This window comes from Allokutzneria albata, assembly GCF_900103775.1.
Lineage (GTDB): Bacteria > Actinomycetota > Actinomycetes > Mycobacteriales > Pseudonocardiaceae > Allokutzneria > Allokutzneria albata.
The window spans coordinates 2,653,746-2,671,477 of record NZ_LT629701.1; the positions used below are offsets into that span (position 1 = coordinate 2,653,746).

At 69.9% G+C, this 17,732-nt stretch carries 17 protein-coding genes; 3 read left to right on the forward strand and 14 right to left on the reverse strand.

Annotation, left to right across the window (positions count from 1 at the left end):
- Nucleotides 1-537: 537 nt before the first annotated feature.
- Nucleotides 538-1,083, reverse strand: a complete 546-nt coding sequence (locus BLT28_RS11890) for a DUF4142 domain-containing protein (RefSeq protein WP_231950853.1) — start codon at nucleotides 1,081-1,083, stop codon at nucleotides 538-540.
- 344 nt (nucleotides 1,084-1,427) lie between these two features.
- Here BLT28_RS11890 and BLT28_RS11895 point away from each other — a divergent pair, with 344 nt between their 5' ends.
- Nucleotides 1,428-2,231: an NmrA family NAD(P)-binding protein gene (locus tag BLT28_RS11895; RefSeq protein WP_030432444.1), complete on the forward strand. Its 804-nt coding sequence runs from the start codon at nucleotides 1,428-1,430 to the stop codon at nucleotides 2,229-2,231.
- On the opposite strand, the gene BLT28_RS11900 is transcribed toward BLT28_RS11895, so the two are convergent.
- The 4 genes from BLT28_RS11900 to BLT28_RS11915 all read right to left on the reverse strand — a co-directional run bounded on the left by BLT28_RS11900 (nucleotide 2,224) and on the right by BLT28_RS11915 (nucleotide 7,411).
- Nucleotides 2,224-2,709, reverse strand: coding sequence for a GNAT family N-acetyltransferase (locus BLT28_RS11900; RefSeq protein WP_052407955.1), 486 nt, complete (start codon nucleotides 2,707-2,709; stop codon nucleotides 2,224-2,226). The two genes, BLT28_RS11895 and BLT28_RS11900, sit on opposite strands and share 8 nt — an antisense overlap.
- Before the next feature lie 40 nt (nucleotides 2,710-2,749).
- On the reverse strand, nucleotides 2,750-5,176 hold the full coding sequence (locus BLT28_RS11905; protein ID WP_030432442.1) for a glycoside hydrolase family 2: 2,427 nt from the start codon (nucleotides 5,174-5,176) through the stop codon (nucleotides 2,750-2,752).
- Nucleotides 5,177-5,434: 258 nt separating this feature from the next.
- On the reverse strand, nucleotides 5,435-6,094 hold the full coding sequence (locus BLT28_RS11910) for a YwqG family protein (RefSeq protein WP_052407954.1): 660 nt from the start codon (nucleotides 6,092-6,094) through the stop codon (nucleotides 5,435-5,437).
- 198 nt (nucleotides 6,095-6,292) lie between these two features.
- Nucleotides 6,293-7,411 (reverse strand): HNH endonuclease signature motif containing protein, encoded by a 1,119-nt coding sequence (locus BLT28_RS11915; RefSeq protein WP_083383723.1) that lies wholly within the window; start codon nucleotides 7,409-7,411, stop codon nucleotides 6,293-6,295.
- A 32-nt stretch (nucleotides 7,412-7,443) separates the two neighbouring features.
- Here BLT28_RS11915 and bla point away from each other — a divergent pair, with 32 nt between their 5' ends.
- Nucleotides 7,444-8,496: a class A beta-lactamase gene (gene bla / locus BLT28_RS11920; RefSeq protein WP_083383724.1), complete on the forward strand. Its 1,053-nt coding sequence runs from the start codon at nucleotides 7,444-7,446 to the stop codon at nucleotides 8,494-8,496.
- On the opposite strand, the gene BLT28_RS11925 is transcribed toward bla, so the two are convergent.
- From BLT28_RS11925 to BLT28_RS11960, 8 genes are all read right to left on the reverse strand, one after another.
- Entirely contained in the window at nucleotides 8,474-9,517 is a 1,044-nt protein-coding gene (locus BLT28_RS11925) for a hypothetical protein (RefSeq protein ID WP_043812302.1), read from the reverse strand. The two genes, bla and BLT28_RS11925, sit on opposite strands and share 23 nt — an antisense overlap.
- Nucleotides 9,514-10,158 carry an ImmA/IrrE family metallo-endopeptidase gene (locus BLT28_RS11930; RefSeq protein ID WP_081900432.1) on the reverse strand — a complete coding sequence of 215 codons (645 nt, stop codon included), beginning with the start codon at nucleotides 10,156-10,158 and terminating at the stop codon, nucleotides 9,514-9,516. The genes BLT28_RS11925 and BLT28_RS11930 overlap by 4 nt, the downstream gene beginning before the upstream one ends.
- Before the next feature lie 32 nt (nucleotides 10,159-10,190).
- On the reverse strand, nucleotides 10,191-11,135 hold the full coding sequence (locus BLT28_RS11935) for a hypothetical protein (RefSeq protein WP_030430690.1): 945 nt from the start codon (nucleotides 11,133-11,135) through the stop codon (nucleotides 10,191-10,193).
- A 76-nt stretch (nucleotides 11,136-11,211) separates the two neighbouring features.
- The gene (locus tag BLT28_RS11940) at nucleotides 11,212-12,162 is read right to left on the reverse strand and encodes a hypothetical protein (protein ID WP_030430689.1); all 951 of its coding nucleotides are present in this window, start codon (nucleotides 12,160-12,162) and stop codon (nucleotides 11,212-11,214) included.
- 111 nt (nucleotides 12,163-12,273) lie between these two features.
- On the reverse strand, nucleotides 12,274-14,163 hold the full coding sequence (locus BLT28_RS11945) for a S9 family peptidase (RefSeq protein ID WP_030430688.1): 1,890 nt from the start codon (nucleotides 14,161-14,163) through the stop codon (nucleotides 12,274-12,276).
- Nucleotides 14,164-14,175: 12 nt separating this feature from the next.
- The gene (locus tag BLT28_RS11950) at nucleotides 14,176-14,886 is read right to left on the reverse strand and encodes a hypothetical protein (RefSeq protein ID WP_052407535.1); all 711 of its coding nucleotides are present in this window, start codon (nucleotides 14,884-14,886) and stop codon (nucleotides 14,176-14,178) included.
- 32 nt (nucleotides 14,887-14,918) lie between these two features.
- Entirely contained in the window at nucleotides 14,919-15,809 is an 891-nt protein-coding gene (locus BLT28_RS11955; protein ID WP_030430686.1) for a pirin family protein, read from the reverse strand.
- The gene (locus tag BLT28_RS11960; RefSeq protein WP_197684020.1) at nucleotides 15,810-16,154 is read right to left on the reverse strand and encodes a ClpX C4-type zinc finger protein; all 345 of its coding nucleotides are present in this window, start codon (nucleotides 16,152-16,154) and stop codon (nucleotides 15,810-15,812) included.
- 186 nt (nucleotides 16,155-16,340) lie between these two features.
- Here BLT28_RS11960 and BLT28_RS42680 point away from each other — a divergent pair, with 186 nt between their 5' ends.
- The gene (locus BLT28_RS42680) at nucleotides 16,341-17,114 is read left to right on the forward strand and encodes a LuxR C-terminal-related transcriptional regulator (RefSeq protein ID WP_052407534.1); all 774 of its coding nucleotides are present in this window, start codon (nucleotides 16,341-16,343) and stop codon (nucleotides 17,112-17,114) included.
- Here the strand turns inward: BLT28_RS42680 and BLT28_RS11970 are convergent.
- Nucleotides 17,111-17,662: a dihydrofolate reductase family protein gene (locus BLT28_RS11970; protein WP_030430683.1), complete on the reverse strand. Its 552-nt coding sequence runs from the start codon at nucleotides 17,660-17,662 to the stop codon at nucleotides 17,111-17,113. The two genes, BLT28_RS42680 and BLT28_RS11970, sit on opposite strands and share 4 nt — an antisense overlap.
- Between the last annotated feature and the right edge of the window lie 70 nt (nucleotides 17,663-17,732).

The following is a 17,732-nucleotide window of genomic DNA, read 5'->3' on the forward strand; positions in this document are numbered from 1 at the left end:
CCACCTCCGCACAACCTGAAGCACGACGAGCAGAAAGACGCAAAAATGCGCGGGTCCGCGGCCGGCGTCGAGTCCCCCTCCAGAACACCACCACGATCGACACGGCATACCCGCCCCTCTTTGCCACCTCGAGCGGTGGCAGCAAGAAAACTGAGCTCAGCGCATTCACGTGAGCGGACACGGAATCAGAAGGCTGCCCACGAAGCAGCGGTACGACACTCCGTCGGTTATGCGAGAAAGGGCTGCTCGACGGGCCATATCGTGGAACAGGGCGACGATGCATTAGCCGTCGGTCCGGAATTCCACGCCACCCCGCGCTGATCAGTAGACGCGACGGGGGCTCGGCCACCGCCGTCGGCCGAGCCCCCGTCGGACAACCGCGGACCAAGATCCAGAGCGCGCACCTGCCGCGGCGGCCCCGCGTCCCCTCGCCCGCACGACGAGCGACTCAGGCGAGGACGACGAGATCGGTCTCGTCCGTCCCCACCTGAGTCGGGTCGACCAGTCGAGTTCAGCGATGTGCGGCCGAGTCGGGCCTCACTGCGCGCACGCCTGCTGCAACCCGTGGTGCAGCAGCGCCAGGTGCTTGTGGACGGTCGGGAGGGCTTCCCTCGCCACCTGCTTCACCTCGGCCGACCTGCCGAAGCGGAGTTCCTGGTGGATGAGCCGCACCGTCTGCCGCTGGATGGTGATCTGCGTCCGCACCCAGGCTCGGTCGAAGTCCGCCCTGGTCCTGCGCACCAGGTCACTGATGATCGCCCGCTGCGCGCGCGAGAGGGTGTGGGGCAGCGCCAGCCGCTCGCGCGTCGCGACCACGACCAGCTTCTGGTCCAGGTTGTGGTGATCGCGGACGAACAGGTGCCCCAGGCAGCGCACGGCCGCGGAGCGGCCCCTCTCCGTCGCCATGCGACCCAGCACGAACTCGAAGAGGTTGCCCTGATGCGACGTCTTCAGGAAGGTCGCGTCCATCTGACCGATCTGCGTTGCCACCTGCACTTCGGGTGCGCGCTGGGGCCCCGTCGCCGCCTGGGTCGCCGTGCCGCCGGTCAGTGCGATGGCGCCGGCCAGCCCGGCCGCTGCCACGTTGCGCAATAGCTTCATCCTTGTTCCCTTGCCGTGGTGGGTCTTGCTTCCTGTACCGGGCACATCAAGACGGCCAGCGACCCCGCGGCCGAACAAGTGATCGCCCACGAAGCCGGCGGTGACGCGGTGAGCCTCCGCCAGGGCAGGCCCGGTCGAACTCCGGGAGGCTCGTGCCAGGTCTCTGGCTCGAAAGGAATACGTGTCACACCGGGCAGACCTGTCGGTCCTCCAACCAAGATCACGTGAATGGACCATCACGTCGGCATCCGTGTCACGTCCGCGCACCCCTTGACCTCAATCGCGCTTGAGTTCCTAGCGTCCACGGCGAGGAAAGGAAGGCGACCATGACGACAGTGGTGACGGGCGCCACCGGGAACACCGGCAGGCACGTCGTGGCGGAACTGCTCCGCCGGGGAGAGCGGGTCCGCGCGCTGACGCGGAACCCGGCGAAGGCCGGGCTCCCGGCCGAAGTGGAGCTGGTGACCGGCACGCACACCGCGCCGGAGACCTTGGACGGCGCCTTCGACGGCGTCGACCGCTTGCACATCACGGTGACCGCCGGGCTCGCCGAGGTCGGCCCGAAGCTCGTCCAGCGCGCCGTGGACGCGGGTGTCCGGCGGATCACCGTGCTGTGGGGTGGTTTCGTGGGTCCCACCGAGCAGGCCGTCGCGGAGTCCGGTGTGGAGTGGACCCGCCTGGAAGCGCAGGAGTTCATGTCCAACACGTTGACCTGGGCCGACTCCGTGCGGACCGAAGGCGTGGTGCGGGAGCCGTACGACATGCCCAGCGCACTCGTGCACGAGGCGGACATCGCCGCCGTGGGCGCGGTGGCGCTGTTGGAGGACGGTCATTCGGGGCGCGCGTACAACCTCACCGGTCCGGCGGCGCTGACCCCGCGCGAGCGGATCTCGTTGCTGTCCGAGGAGATCGGCCGCGACATCGACTTCGTCCAGATCACGCACGAGCAGGCGGTCGAGCGACTGATGTCCACCGGGGTGTCGCGGGCGGACGCCGACTACGTGATCGGGTGGTACGCCGCTCCGCCCGCGGAGGCCGTCACCGTCGACGACACCGTGGAGCGGGTGCTCGGCCGTCCGGCACGGACGTTCGCCCGGTGGGTGTCCGAGCACGCAGGGCGGTTCAGGTGAGCCGCTTGGTCATCAGGATGGTGGCCTCGCCGTAGCCGAGCTTGGTGTAGAGCGACCGCGCCGCCGCGTTGTGCGCGTGCACGTTGAGCTTGATCGTGTCCACGCCCAACGCGTCGGCCTCCCCCTCGGCGGCACGCATGATCGCCTCGCCGTATCCTTTGCCGCGCAGGCTTTCCGCGACGTGGATCTCGTAGATGTAGGCGAAGCGACCGGTGCCCTCGCCGCGCTCGGCGATCCAGAGCGTGCCGACCACGGTGTCCCCGTCGCGCGCGGTGAAGAGGTGGTGGCCCGGGGTCGCGATACCGTGCGGGAGCAGTTTCTCCTGCTCGGCCGCTGCCCGCTCCGGTGCGCCCTCGGCGTCCCAGTTCCCGGCCTCGACGTTGAAGGCGGCGTAGTCGGCCACGGCGCGGCGGCGGAACGACTCGTACTCCGCCTCGGTCATGTACCGGAGCCGAACCCCGTTCTGCACGCCGCCCATGGAGTCCAGCGTACAAAACGGGGTCCTCGGCTCCGTTCCGCTAGCGGCGGGCGAGGGTGGCGACCTCGGCCGGGCTGAGTGCCCGGTCGAAGACGCGGACGTCGTCGACGGCGCCGCGCAGGTGGTCGACCTGGTTGCCGCCGTACTGGCCGCGGCCGATCACGGTGGCGCCGGTGGACTTCGGCGCCGTGCACGCGTTCTGCTCGGCGACCTTGGCCCCGTCGACGTAGAGCGAGAGCGTCCCCGCCTTGGCGTCCCGGACCCCGGTGAGGTGGTACCACTTCCCCACTTCGGGCTTGGCCGGCGACAGCGCGCGGAGGCCGACGAAGCTCATCGCCCACCGCTGGTCCTGTCCGGAGTACTGGAGGAAGAACGCGCTGTCCCGGCCGGTGTCCTGGCTGACCACCGTCTGGAACGCGCCCCCGGCCTCGTCGAGCTTGGCCCACGCCGACACCGAGTAGCTCCCGGCGGTGTCGACCTGGCTGACCCCGGTGTCGGCCTGGCCATTGCCCGCGAAGGCCACGGCGCCGCCGGTCACCCCGCTCGTCCAGGTCGCGTTGGTCAGCGTCGCGTGCGCCGTTCCGACCGCGTCCTTGGCCGCGGTCCCGCCGCCCTCGTCGAACTTGTAGGCGTGCACCCCGTTCAGCCCGGGGGTGCCCGGCCCGGGATCGGGCTGCCCGCCACCGCTGCCGTCCGCGCCGCGGATGATCTCCTCGTTGACCGCGCGCACCCGCGCGAAGTCCATCTTCTTCACCTGCCTGTCGTAGGTGAAGAAGCCGTTGACCTCGTGCTCGACATCGGTGATCTGGGTGTAGATCGCCCCACTGATCGCGCACGTCCGCGCGGCTGCGAGCACGTCCTTCTGGTTCTGCACGTAGCGCTTGGTCAGGGTCTCGGAGTCCTTGACCATCTCGTACGCGTGGCCTTCGCCGAACCACATGTGGCCCTCGACCTCCAGGCCGTAGCCGCCGTGCTCGCCGTCGATCGCGGTGCGCGTGGCGTCCGGCATGGGCTTGGCCGGGCCCGGGTAGGCGTGCCAGTCGATCACCTGCCCCTTGCCCGAGTCGCCGAGGGAGTCGCAGCAGTTGACCCCGCTGTGCGCGTTCACCAGTCTGCTCGGGTCCTGGGCGCGGACGGCGTCGGCGATGCGGCCGGTGGCCTCCCGGTCCCACTCGCCCCAGCCCTCGTTGAACGGCACCCAGCCGATCACCGAGGTCCAGTTCTTCTTCTGCTGCACCAGTTCGCGCAGTTCCCGCTCGAACTGCTGCTGCGCGTCCACCGGCGGACGGCCCCCGGTCTTCATCGACGGCATGTCCTGCCACACCAGCAGGCCGAGCCTGTCCGCGTGGTGGTACCAGCGGTCCGGTTCGGTCTTGATGTGCTTGCGCACCGTGTTGAAGCCGAGCACCTTGTGCTGTTCCAGGTCGAACCGCAGCGCCCGGTCGGTCGGCGCCGTGTAGATGCCGTCCGGCCAGTAGCCCTGGTCCAACGTGGACATCAGGAAGAGGATCTTCCCGTTCAGGGTGAGCCGGAGCTTGCCGTCCTTGCCCCGGGTGGAGCCGACCTCCCGCATGCCGAAGTAGGAGGACACCCGGTCGACCGGCCGGTTCCGGTCCTTGACGACCACGTCGAGGTCGTAGAGGAACGGCGTGTCCGGGGTCCAGAGCTTCGTTTGCGGTACTGGCAAACTCATCGGCCGGTCGGCGGCCCCCTCGGTGCGGCTGACCACCCGGCCGCCGTCGCGGACGACCGCCTCGACGGTGTGCCCGGCCCCGGTGCCCCCGGTGTTCACGGTGAGCTTGAGGGTGCCGGTGTCCACGTCCGGCACCATCTCCAGGGTCTCGACGCGGGCCGGGGCGACCGGCTCCATCCACACCGTCTGCCAGATCCCGGAGGCCCCTTCGTAGAAGATGCCCTTGTCAGGGACCCTGCGCTGCTTGCCGACCGGCTGCCAGGTCGCGTCGGTGAGGTCCTCGACACCGACGATGAGCTCCTGGAGCCCCGACGGGGTCAGCGCCGCCGTGACGTCGGCGGAGAACGCGCCGTAGCCGCCCTGGTGCACGGCGACCTGCTTGCCGTTGACCCACACCGTGGCCTTGTGGTCGACCGCGCCGAAGTTCAGCTTCAGCCGGTTCTCGCCGACCCGCCAGTGCCGGGGCACCGTGAAGGTGCGGCGGTAGAACATGTGGTCCTCGTGCCGCTGGATGCCCGACAGCGCCGACTCCGTCGGGTACGGCACGAGGATCCGTTCGGCCAGCGGTGTGCCGACCGGCGGCGCCTGGCCGGGCGTGGCGCCGGAGAACTCCCAGACCCCGTTGAGGTTCTGCCAGTCCTTGCGGACCAGCTGCGGCCGCGGGTACTCCGGCAGGGCGTTGTCCGGCCCCACCTCGTGGGTCCACGGGGTGACCATGCGGGGTTTGGCCGAGGACCACCGCGGTGCGGCTGCCGTCGCCGCGGAGGTGGTCATCAGCAGGGCGGTTGCCAGGGCGACCGCGGTGGTCAGCAACCGCGGGACCGCTTTTCGGGATGACAGCACTGTCGAACACCCTTCTCAGGAGGACCAACAGGCGGATGCAGGCGGCGGGGCATCGACCGGGACCCATTTCACATTCATGGATGAACAGGTGTCAACGCCTTCGATCAGCTTTCATCAACTTTGAACACCCGCACCGCCGATCGGCCCAACGGCGAACGGAGTCGTGTTGTTTCCTGTTCGACTGGGCCGTCAGTCCTCGTACGTGATCACCGGGTGCCGCGGGTCGCGCGAGCAGGCGAAGACGTAGAGGGCGCCGAGGCTGCCGAACTTCCAGCCGACCGGGTTCACCGTCTTCGGCTGGTGGGAGCACGACTCGTGCGGGAACTCGTAGGTGTCCAGTCCGATCAGGGGCCGCCGCACCGCCGAGCACTCCGGGCAGCGCAGCAGGTGGTGCGGTTCCCCGCCGTACCAGGTCGTCCAGCCGCCGACCTTGCACCCCTGCGCGAAGCTCGCGGAGAGCGGGTGCTCGTCGATCCGGCACGGGTCCAGCAGGCACGGCTTGGCGTGGAAGTGCTCGTCGTCGAAGCGCGGACGCGGCGGCGGCTCCGCCACCACGTCCGTGACCGCCCCCGCCGACCGCCAGACCACCCGCACGCCCGGCCCGTCCAGGGTCCCGCCCGGGCAGACGAACACCTGGAGCAGGTCGGTCCCCCTGGGGAAGGGCAGGCTGGGGAAGTCCTTGCGGTAGAGCTGGAGTTCACTGTAGGCCGGTTCCGGCCAGGGCTCGTCGACCGGCCACAGCAGGGGGCCGCCGATGTGGCTCTGCCCCACTCCCGGCTGCCCGGGGGACGGGTGCAGGCGCATGGCGGGCAGGGCGACTGCGGCGAGGTCTGCGTTGGTGGGCTGCACGATCCGGAAACTACGAACGGACCGCGTTTGCCGCGTAGGCAATCCTTCACCCGGAAGTACGAACTTCCCCACGACCTTGAGGTCCACTGTGGACAGTACTGAGCCGGCACCCCTCTCCGGGACGTGCCCGCGGGCACTCTCCCGGCCGTACCGCTTGACGCAGACGTGGGCCGCGATGGTACCTGTCACGGTTTCACGCTAGAACGGCGCGGGCTCGGCGATGGGTTCGAGTTCGGTCTCGATCACCTTGCCACTCGGTGTGGTCCACGCATGCGTCCCATCGGGGCGGTTCTCACAGGACCAGTTGGAGTGGGTCTTCATCCGGTGATGGTGCCTGCACTTCGGCCGCAGATTCGCGACCGTGGTGTTGCTGCCATCGAAGGGACAACAATGATCCACGTCGCAACGGTGCGCCGGTTGGTTGCAGCCGACCATGGTGCACGTCGGATACCGCGCGTTGATCAGCTCGCGTTGCGCCTGGGTCGGCCGGTAGGTGGCGATGTGCTCGGCCATGCCGGTGACGGGGTCAGTCAGGATGCGCTTCCAGATCCCGTTGGCGGCGACATCGGCCACGATGGGGGCGGGCAGCGGTCCGTATCCGGCGAGCATGACCGGGTCTGTGGTCAGGCCCAGGATGTTGGTGATCGGCATGGTCAGGTTCACACACACCTCCCCCTGCGGCGCCGGAGTATCCTTACCCATCAACAAATCCGCGGCCACATCCGACCGTTTCTGATCCAGCGTTCGGTCATCCTTCGGCAGCGCCCGGGCGATCCGGTCGATGCGATCGAAGGCCAGCGCCGCGTCGAGGGCCGGGAGGACGACGCGCAGGGAGGCCATGCCGTCGTCGAGGTTGAACTTCTCCACCAACCGCTGCTTGCGCTTCTCCTCATGACGCCGCAGGGCTGCTTCGGCGTCGAGCTTGAGGACATACCGCCGGGCATAACGTTGAGAGGCGGTGTAGTTATGCGTCGCGGCGTGGTTGATCAGCACGGGTTCAGCGATCGCTTGGTTGGCTGCGTCGAGGACACTGACCTGATCGATGATCATCAACGCCTTGCCCTCATCGATCCGACCGTCCGACAACGCTTCCAACACAGCCGGATGGTCGAGCAGCGACATGGCGCGGTCGATGAGCTTGTTGCCCTTGACCTGAGAAACATGCAACAGGGGCATCAGGACATCCCCGGCGTACTGCTGCACTTGCGGGTCGAGGTCGTCATAGAGCTTCATCAGGGTCGAGGTGAAGTCCGCGACCGCCTTACCGATCGCGGCGTAGGCGGCCACGACGTCGTCTTCGATATCGGCAGGGGCCATACTCCTATTTTAGCGTCTGCAAATAGTGGATCATGGCTCTACGGAGTGAACTTTCCCTTACGCGGCAAGGGAAACCAGGTTCCAGCCGCCGCAAGCCGGGGCTGCCAGCTGAGGCTTTACCTGGGGTGCGCGTGCCATACGCTCGTCGGCGAGGGCCGGTTCCTGACCGTGCCCGCCCGGCAGGCCCTCGGCACGCGCAAGGGGCCCCAGGTCAAGCCGACCCCACGCCGGAAGCCCAACCTCGACAAAGAGCAACCCCAACCACGCACCCGACGTCACGCACTCTCCTCCTCCCGGCTTGCGGAACAAGCCAACCCGACTTCACCGCTCTCGAAAAGCAGTTCGGCGCCCGCCTGGGCGTCTTCGCGATAGACACCGCGACCGGCAAAACGGTTTCCCACCGGGAGAACGACCGGTTCGCGATGGCGTCGACGTTCAAGGCGTACGCGGTGGCGGCGCTCCTCAAGAGGCACGGTACGGAGGTCCTGAGCAAGCGCGTCCACTTCACGCAGCAGGAGATCGTGACGTACTCGCCGGTCACCGAGAAGCACGTGGGCACCGGCATGACCGTCGGCGAGCTCTGTGGGGCGGCGATCACCAAGAGCGACAACACCGCGGGGAACCAGATGCTGAAACTGCTGGGCGGCCCCGGGGAGCTGACGAAGTTCGCGAAGTCGATCGGGGACGGCACGACGCGGCTGGATCGGTGGGAGACGGAGCTGAACACCGCGATCCCGGGCGACGAGCGCGACACGAGCACGCCGAAGGCGCTGGGGAGCGCCTATCGCGATCTTGTGGTCGGCGACGTCCTGCCGCCCGCGGAGCGCGAGCAGCTCAAGAAGTGGCTCCTGACGAACACGACGGGCGGCGAGCGGCTGCGCGCCGGGATCCCGAAGGAGTGGTCGATCGGTGAGAAGACGGGGACTGGCGACTACGCCTCGGCCAACGACGTCGGTGTGGCGTGGACCGAGAAGGGCACTCCGATCGCGATCGCGGTGCTGACCACAAAGGACACCAAGGACGCGAAGGCGGACAACGCGCTGCTCGCCCGCACGGCGAAGCTCATCGTGGAAGCGTTGCGGTGAAGCCCGCTTCGGCGATCTCCGCGGCCGGGTACGGCGTCTGACGGCTCTCGGTGAACAGACCCCAGTAGAACTCGTTCATCACCGCGACGAAAGGCGCGTTCCGGTTCACGATCTCCGCGGCGACCGGGGGCAGTCCGTCCGGCGAACTGCCCTCGGCGCAGCGGCGGATGTAGGCGTTGCGTTCGGCGGGACCCAGGTCGAGGTGCGCCGTCACCAACCAGTTCACCAGGCGCATCGTCACGTACACCTCGTCGTGGGTGGCGTTGAGGCGGACGAACGAGGACTCCTCCGCGGACAGCTCGAAGCGCGTGGACGTGGCCAGGCCCATGTCGGCGAAGTACACGACCTGCCCATCGGTGAGCAGGTTCCCGAAATGCGCGTCGAAGTGGTAGAGCCCGCGCGAGTTCATGAAAGCCGCCGTGGACCGCAGCTGCCGTTCCACATCACCGGCAACAGCCGCAGGGTCCTGCGTGCCGAGCCAGGTTTGCAGGTCAACAGGCACGTACTCCTGGAACAGCACGACACTGCCCGAGGCAGGAGTCTCCAACCGGGCACGGACCGCCGCCGAGCCGTGCCAGAACTCGACCGTCGCGTCCACATCGGACAACGAAACGGCGTCCGAACCGTCCAGCACGCGCCAGTGGTAGGTCAGCGGGAAGTTCTCGCACGAACCGTCGAGCACCCAGTTCGTCGCCATCACGTTCGCGGAGACCTCGCGCCACACGCCGAAGCCCGGAGACCCCATTTCGGCGGAGCCCGGAGTTCCCACGCCGTACTGCGCGTACGCGGGCAGCCCAAAGAGGTTCGCCGTGGACAGCACGTTCTGCCGCTCCACATCGGTGATCGGGACGCGCTTGACGAAGACGCGAACGCCCTCGACCTCCATCAGCGACGCGGTGCCACCGATGCCCGTGCCGAGGACCTGTGCCTCGTCGAGGGCCTTGGCCAGCCGCTGATCGCTGAGCAGGGTCAAGGCTGTGGACACCGCGCTGTAGTCGGCAATGCGCGTGGACAAGCTCACGCGGACGAACGTACGCGAAGAACGGCGATCAGGTAGCCGTCGCACCACGCGGCCTCGCCGGTTTCATCCGCAGCGGAAATCCGTGACCGCAACGCCTCGCGGATGAACGGCGTGGACACCGCGCCGCGCCGTGAAGCGAAGAGCACAGCCCCCGACGCGTCCAACAACACGACAGTCCCGCGAATGTGCCGCGAAGCCCAGATGCAGCAGGCCTCACGGGAAGCGGCCGAGTTCTGGTAGATCGAGACGATGTCCTGGGCGGACAACCCGGGCCGCGCGAGTTCCGCATCGGGCAGCAGCACCTCGGCGGCGAACGCGTCGCACGCCTTTTCCTGGAACTGCAAGGGATTCGACGCTTCGAAGGTGCGCTCGCCGAGGCCGGTGTCGGTCTGCTGGAGGTGGTGGCCCAGCTCGTGCAGCGCCGTGAACGCGCGCCGCCGGTGCGACAGCGAGCGTCCGACGAGCACCGTGGGCGGCGTCAGCTCCGGGTGGTAGCTGCCGGAGACCGCGCACCCGCGCTCGCCCAGCTGCTCGTCGACGAGCCGGAGGCGGATCTCCGGCCACGAAGCCATCTCGACGATCGGATGGGGGCGCAGCCGCCGCGCGGCTCCGGGCCACCTGCGGTCGAGGACCGCGAGCATGGCCCGGACCTGCGCGTGCAGGAGCGACCGCGTCAGTAGTCCTCCCTCGGTGGTTCGGGATCGGCGGGACGGTTGAGGAACTGCCGCAACCTCCCGCGCCAGTCGGGTGCCGCGCCGCCGGTCTGCCTGCCGGCCAGCGCGAACGTGCCGTAGCTCGCGGTGAGCCGGGCGGTGGCCTCGTCGACGCCGTCGCGCGCGGCCAGGTCGGTCCAGGTCGGCCGCCACCTCGGGTGCTCCACCTCGGCGACCAGCTCCGGTGGCAGCGCGAGCACGGCCTGGGTGACGTCCTCGGTGGACAGCCCGGTCTCCGCCGCCACCACCGCCGCCAGGTCGGGGGTGAGCGGACGGGTCCCGCTGAGCAGCTTCATCACCTCGTGCTGCGGCAGCCCGAGGGCCGAGCGCAGCAGGTCGATCTTGGGTCCCTTGCCGAGCAGCGCGGCGAGGGTGATCGGGGCTTCGCCGGGCTTGACCACGGGCAGCGCCGGGGCCAGCCGCAGCCGGTCGAGCGTGTCGTCCAGTTCCGCGCGCACGTCGGCGGCGGGTTCCAGCGCCGAGTCGATGGCGCGGCCGCGGCGGGTGCCCGGCGGCACCTCCTCGGCGGGCACCGGCACGGCCGTGGCCGCCCAGTGCACGACGTCCTGTCCCCAGGTGTCCACCGGGCGGTCCAGCACCCGGATGGGGACGGGGCCGGTCAACCCGGCCCACAGTGTCGCGGGCACCCCGGAGCTGGTCCGGGAACCGTCGACGACCAGGCAGAGGTCGTCCTCCGCCGGCGGGTCGAGCGTCACCGGCGCGGCGATGACGTCCCTGCCCTCCACGCTCAGGATGAGGACGAGGACCCGGTCCCCGTCCCACCTGGCTCGCCACAGCTGACCGGTCGCGATCTCGGGTTCGGCGACGTCACCGAAGGGATCGGCCGGCCCTCCCGCCTGGTTGAGCAGGTCGAGAAAGCGCTGTGGCAGTACCGGGTCACTCATGGTGCACTCCCGTCTGGTCGGCCATTCGGGGTCTGGCATCCCTGACTGACGGCACAACTCGTCATTCGTCCGGTGTTCACCGTCCGTTCTTGCACAGCCAGATCACCTCACGGGCCACGGCGCTGGCGTCGCCGCTGTCCCCGATCAGCTGGGCGAGCTTCTCCTTCAGCCGCTTCGCCCGCTGGTAGGCCTGGCTGCGCCCGATGCCGAGCAGTGCCTGGATGGCCCTGGGGTTGTCCAGGTACGGCACGATCTTGCGCTCCCTCGGCGCGAGCATTCCGACGATCTCGGCGGCCACCACCGCGGCCTCCAGCTCCTGCTCGGCCGCGATCACCTGCTCCTCCGGGGTCAGCTCGTCGCCGAGGTCGACCGGGTTCCCGGCGTCGGAGTCCAGCGAGACCACCACGGGGTCGAGCACCACCGGGAAGCGGGCCAGGAAGACCACCACGATCTGGCCCAGCTCCAGGCTGCCCCCGGCCGCGGCGAGCACCGCCTTGGCCACGGCGGCGATCGACGCGGCGTCGGCGACCGGGGCCCGGCGGGTCTCACTGCTCCACTTGGGGATCTTGACGTTGGGCACCGCGCGCGCGGCCTCGACCAGGTGCTCGAACTTCCCGCCCCACGGCGGGCCGGTGCTCCCGGCCAGCCGCCACCGGCCCGCTCCGGCCTCGGTGGCGGGCACCTGCTCGAAGAGGGGGTTGGTGGAGAGCACCTTCTCCAGTGCCCGGCGCAGCGCGCCGACCGCCGTGGTCCGCGCCCGGTCGACCAGCCACCGCCGGATCGAGGTCCGCAGCAGCCTGCCCAGCGAGTCGTCGTCGGTGGCCAGCGCCAGCAGGTTGGCGGTGACGGGCTTGATCCGGTCGACCAGGAACTCGCCGAGCAGGTCCTCCAGCTCGGCGGGCTGCCAGCCCTGCTCCGGGGTGAGCGCCGGGAACCTGCGCACCTCCTCGCTGAGCAACCGGAAGGTCAGCGCGAGGCACAGCGGCCCGAACCGGCGGTGTTCGCGTAACTCGTCGTAGGCGGACATGACGCACCCCCTCTCCCACATCTCTCCACATCGAACATACGCTCGAAAACACGGAGTGGATCTACTGATTCACGTTGAGTTATCCGACCGATGTCAGATCGTTTGCGGTGACTACAACCACCGGGTGAACCAGTCCCGGCTGCGGCGCAGCACGTCGAGCTGGTGGGCGCGTTCGGCGATGCTGTGCTTTTCCCTTGGGTAGACCACGTATTCGTGCTCGACGCCGAGCGCGCGGAGGGCGCGGTGGAAGTACTCCCCCTGTGCCAGTGGGACATTCGGGTCGAGTTCGCCGTGCAGGATCAGCACGGGCGTCGTCACCTTCGCGGCGTGGGAGATCGGGCTCAGCCGGTCGTGCCGGTGCGGGCCGACGCCCTCCCAGCCGGCGCTGCCGCCGAGGGTGCCGTCGTAGGTGGCCAGCTCCCCCGCCGCGACCATCTGCCCCCAGTCGCTGATGCCCGCGCCCATCACGGCCGCGCGGAAGCGGTCGGTCTGCCCCACCGCCCACGCCGCCATGAAGCCGCCCTGGCTCCACCCGGCGAAGCCGAGGCGCTGCGGGTCGGCGACGCCTTCGGCCACCAGCAGGTCGATCCCGGCGAGGATGTCGGTCCAGTCGTCCACCCCGACCGCGCCCGCCACGCTCGCCGCGAACTCGTGCCCGTGCCCGGCGCCGCCGCGCGGGTTGGCCAGGAACACCGCGCAGCCCCCGGTGGCGAACCACTGCCCGGACGGCGCCCAATGCACGGACAGCTTGTCGGCATCGCGGTCGTACGGACCGCCGTGCAGGATCGTGACCAGGGGAAACGGGCCGTCGGCCCGGGTCTTGCCCGGCGGGAGGACCAGCAGTCCGTCCAGCTCCAGCCCGTCGGATGCCTTGTACGCCAACCGCTCCTGGCGTCCCCAGGTGATCTCGCGCAGCTCCGGGCGGGTGTGGGAGAGCGGGGTGAGCGGCCCCTCCGGCGGACCCGAGTGTACGTCGACCGGCGCGTAGGACGTGCTCCGCAGCGCGGCGACGACGGCGCCGGAGGAACTGACCGTCAGCGCGTCCGCGAAACCATCCATTGTGGACAGTTCGGTGCGCGTGTCGATGCGGTGCAGCGCGGAGTCCAGCCCGTGGGCGAACAGCGCCAGCAGCCCGCCGGACGCGGGAGCGGCCAGCGAGATCGGGCACATCGGCATCCCGGCGCTGAGGTTGTCCGGCTGCCCCGGCTCGTCGACGGAGAACACCGCCTCGCCGCCGACCGGACCGGGTGGCGTGGTGGCGAGGAAGGCCAGCCGCCAGTCGTCGCCGGAGCGCCACCAGGTCAGCCCCGAAGGCGAGGCCGGGGTCCGGCAGATCTCGCGCGTCTCCCTCGTCGAGAGGTCGACCACGTGCACCGCCGAATCCACGAAGCAGGCGTCCAACTCCGTGTCCGGCCAGCTCAGCAGCGCCAGCGGGCCGCCGCCGGGGCGCTGCGCCAGCTCGACCACGTGTCGCTCGGACGGACCGATCGGAGCGGCGATCTGCTTGTCGGCCAAGGAAAGCAGCCGCACGCGGGCGTAGCGGACGCGCTCGCCGTAGACCCGGGCGTCGTCGCGTTCGCGCTCGCGGCGCTCGTCCTCCTCGGTCGGCTCGTCGGCGGCCACGAGTGCGACCACGCCGGGGTCGGCCAGCGGTAGGTGGTCGCTGATCCCGCCCTTCCACGCGGTCAGCGGCTCGGCCTCGCCGCCGTCGAGCCGGATGCGGTGCAGCTGCGGGGTTCCCCGCTCGGCGCGATCAGAGAGGAAGTAGACGGCCGCGGAGTCGGGAGCCCACCTGGGCGCGATGTCGAGCGCGGTGCCCGCCGTCAGCTGCCGTGGCGGTGCGCCGCCGTCGGTGGCCGCGAGCCACAACGCGGCGACGGGGTGCTCGTCGGCCTTGCTGAGCGGGTGCACGGTGTAGACCACCCAACAGCCGTCCGGGGAGATGACCGGCCTCCTCGGAACCTTGCCGTCGACGATCAGTTCCGCGGTCAGTTCGGGCACTCAAGCTCTCCTTCATCCAGTGGACCTCCTGCCGGAGCGGCTTCCCCGGTAGGCCAGTTCTCGTGCTTCGCGGAGCCAGTGCGGGACCATGCGCACCTCATCGGGACAGTTGCGCATCGGGTCGAACGACGGCTGCTCCATGCCTTCGTTCGGGTACAGCGCCAAGGTGGCCGCGGTCGTCCAGCGACCGAGGAACGTCGCGGTCTGCACGCTCAGCAACAGCGGGCTCGTCGTCGTGGGCACGACGGCCAGGTCGGCGGTGTCCCAGTGCTCGTCACCGCCGTGCGCGAGCGCGGAGATCCACAACCGCTTGCCGTTCACGCGGTACGGCAGGATGCTGCCGAAGCGCGTCCGCAGCCAGGAACCCGCGGGTTTGGGCAGCATCCGGCCGAGCCGCCCGCTTCCCGAGCTGGACAGCGCGAGGTCCCACGGTTGCCCGTCGACCTCGACGCGCAGGGCGAGCCCGAGCACATCGGCCTTGTCGCCCCGCCGCCCCGCTCCCTTGGACAGCCGGCCGATCACCGGGTGCGTGCCGAGGGGAAGCGGCAGCGGACCGGGGTGCTCCACGGTGAGCGCGCCGTCCAGCGGCATGCCGAGCGGGTGGAACGCCCGCGCGTGCCGGACGGCGGCCAGGCCGCGGAACGCGCCGGTGAGCAGTCGGGCCGGGCGCAGCAGCACCGCGGCGGCTTTGAGTTGGCTCTCTCGAACGGGGATCTTCACCATGACCAGCGAGTTCCCTGCTCCGGCCGCGGTAATCAGCGCGCGGCCGGGCGCGGTTTGATGGTCACGGCGGGCAGCGCGGGCGCGGGCAGCCGCTGGACCGGCCCCTCGTAGCCCTCGACGCGGCCGAACTGCTCCGACTCCCGTTCCCACGCCTCGCGGAAGGCGACGATCTCCTCGTGGGAGCGGCCGACGAAGTTCCACCACATGAGGATCTGCTCCTCGAACGGCGCACCACCGATCAGCAGCAGTCGCGCGGGCTCCGCGTCGTGGTTCACCAGCGTGAGACCGGTCGACCCCGTGGGGAGGTAGCCGAGGTCGCTGGGCGCCAGCTTCGTGCCCGCGACCGAGACGACGCCCGTGTCCAGCAGCACGCCGTGCTCGAAGTCCGGGTTGACCGGCAGCTCGACGCGGGAGTGCGGGTCCAGGACGATCTCCGCGCCGACGAGCGGGGTGAACGTGGTGACCGGTGACGTGCTCCCGGCGAGGCTGCCGAGGAAGACGCACAGCGAGGCGCCGTCGAGCCGCACCGGCTCCGCCGTGTAGCTGACGAAGTCGCGGGCGGTGTGGCGGTGCGCGTCCGGCAGCGCCACCCACAGCTGGACGCCGTGCAGCGGGCCCGCGGTGGAGACCTCGGAGTGGCAGATGCCGTCGCCGCTGGTCATCAGGTTCAGCCGGCCGGGGCGGATCACGGCGTGGCTGCCGAGGCTGTCGCGGTGCTCGATCTCGCCGCTGAACAACCAGCTCACGGTTTGCAGGCCGGTGTGCGGGTGCGGTGCGACGTCCATGTTTCCGTCTGCGGGCCCGTAGTGGTCGACGAAGCACCACGCGCCGATCAGCGATCGATGGCGCTGCGGCAGCGTGCGGCGCACGGTCATCGCGCGTGGGCCGCCGAGCGGGACATCGCGCGCGGTCAGGATCTCCATCTATTCCTCCCCGGAGAACCGGCCCCACGCGGTCTGCCGGGTGACGCCGAGTGCCTCGCCGATGCGGCCCCAGGGGACCCCGCGTGCGCGCAGCCTGCTCACCCAGATCCGCAGCGCGGCGTCGACCTGCTTCTCCACCGCGGCGACGCGCGGCAGCGCCTCCAGCATCTCCTCGTCGGTCATCTGCGTCGAGTCCGGCCACTCGACCGGTGCTTCGGCAGTGCTGGCGATGATCTCCACGCACATGCCGACGCAGCCGTCGCAGATGTAGACCCCAGGCCCGGCGACGACCTTGTTGACCTCGGTGTGATGCTTGGCGCAGAACGAACATCGGATGCCGTCCACGGCCACCTCCTCTCGTCAGGTCCAGCCTGACATGTCAGGGCATCCCTGACAAGCTCCATCGAACGATGGATGCCGCACCGAGCGGTCGCGCGATGTCCGCTCCCCGGTGGGCCGGCGAGCCTGGTGCGCATGGAGAACGAGGTCGTGGTCTCCATCAGGGACCTGCGCAAGGCGTAGGGGGCGAAGGTGGCCGTCGACGGGATCTCGCAGGACGTCCGGCGCGGCGAGGTCTTCGGCGTGCTCGGGCCGAACGGGGCCGGGAAGACCACCACCGTCGAGTGCGCGGCCGGGCTGCGCAGGCCCGACGGCGGCACGGTGCGGGTGCTCGGGCTGGACCCGCTGGCCGATCCGGCGGTGCGGCTGCGGGTCGGGGTGCAGCTGCAACACGCCGTGCTGCCGAACCGGATGAACGTGCGCGAGGCGATGCGGATCTTCGCCTCTACCTCCCCGCGGCACGCCGACCCGGACGCCCTGCTCGCCGAGTGGGAGCTGGCCGAGCAGCACGGCACCGTGTTCGCCGCGCTCTCCGGAACGCTTGCGGGACAAGAGGACCTGGACGTCATCGGCGAAGCGGAGAACGGCCGTGTGGCGCTGGACGTGGTCGCCCGCGAACTTCCCGACGTGGTGCTGATGGACCTGGACGCGCCGAGGGAGGTGCTGTTCCGCGCCGTGCGTGCCGCGGCGCGCGGCGAGCCCGTGCTCGCCCCGGGGCTCACCGCGAAGCTGCTCGGCCGGTTGCGCGCTCCCCAGCCGGAGTCGCTGACCGACCGCGAGGTGGAGGTCCTCGGCCTGGTGGCGAAGGGCCTGACCAACCGCGCGACCGGCCGCGAGCTGGCGATCTCCGAGGCGACCGTCAAGACGCACCTGGTGCACGCGTTCACCAAGCTCGGCGTGGACGACCACACCGCGGCGGTGACGGTCGCACTTGAACGCGGGCTGCTGCGGTTGAACCGGCGTTAGGCGGTCCGGTAGCGGTGGAACACCACGGTGGCGAACTGCCGCGTCTCGACCAGCCGGAGCTGGATGCGGCTGTCCAGCGACGGGAACATCGGAGTGCCGCCGCCGAGCACCACGGGTGCGACGAACATCTGGTACTCGTCGATGAGTCCGTGCGGTACCAGAGAGGCGGCGAGGCCCGCACCGCCGACCTCCATGTCGCCGTCACCCTCGGCCTTGAGCCTGCGGACCTCCTCCACCGCGTTCTCGCTGACCAGCGTGCTGTTCCAGTGCACATCGGTGAGCGTGCGGGAGAAGACGACCTTGCGCTTCCCCGTCCAGAGCGCGGCGAAGTCCTGCAGGATCGGCGGCGCGTCCGCCGGCACGTGCGGCCAGTACTCGGCCATCAGCTCGTACAGGCGGCGGCCGTGCAGGGAGACCTCGAGCTCGCGGAAGCGGTCGTTGTGGAACTGGTGCAGCTCGTCGTCCGGTTCGCTCCAGTCGATGCTGCCCTTCCGATCGTTGACGTAGCCGTCCAGGGACACGGTGAACGTGTAGATGAGTTTTCTCATGACTGGACAGACCTCCGCGGCGGACAGAACTCATCGGACAAGGACAAGACAGGATCTCCCGAACGATTGA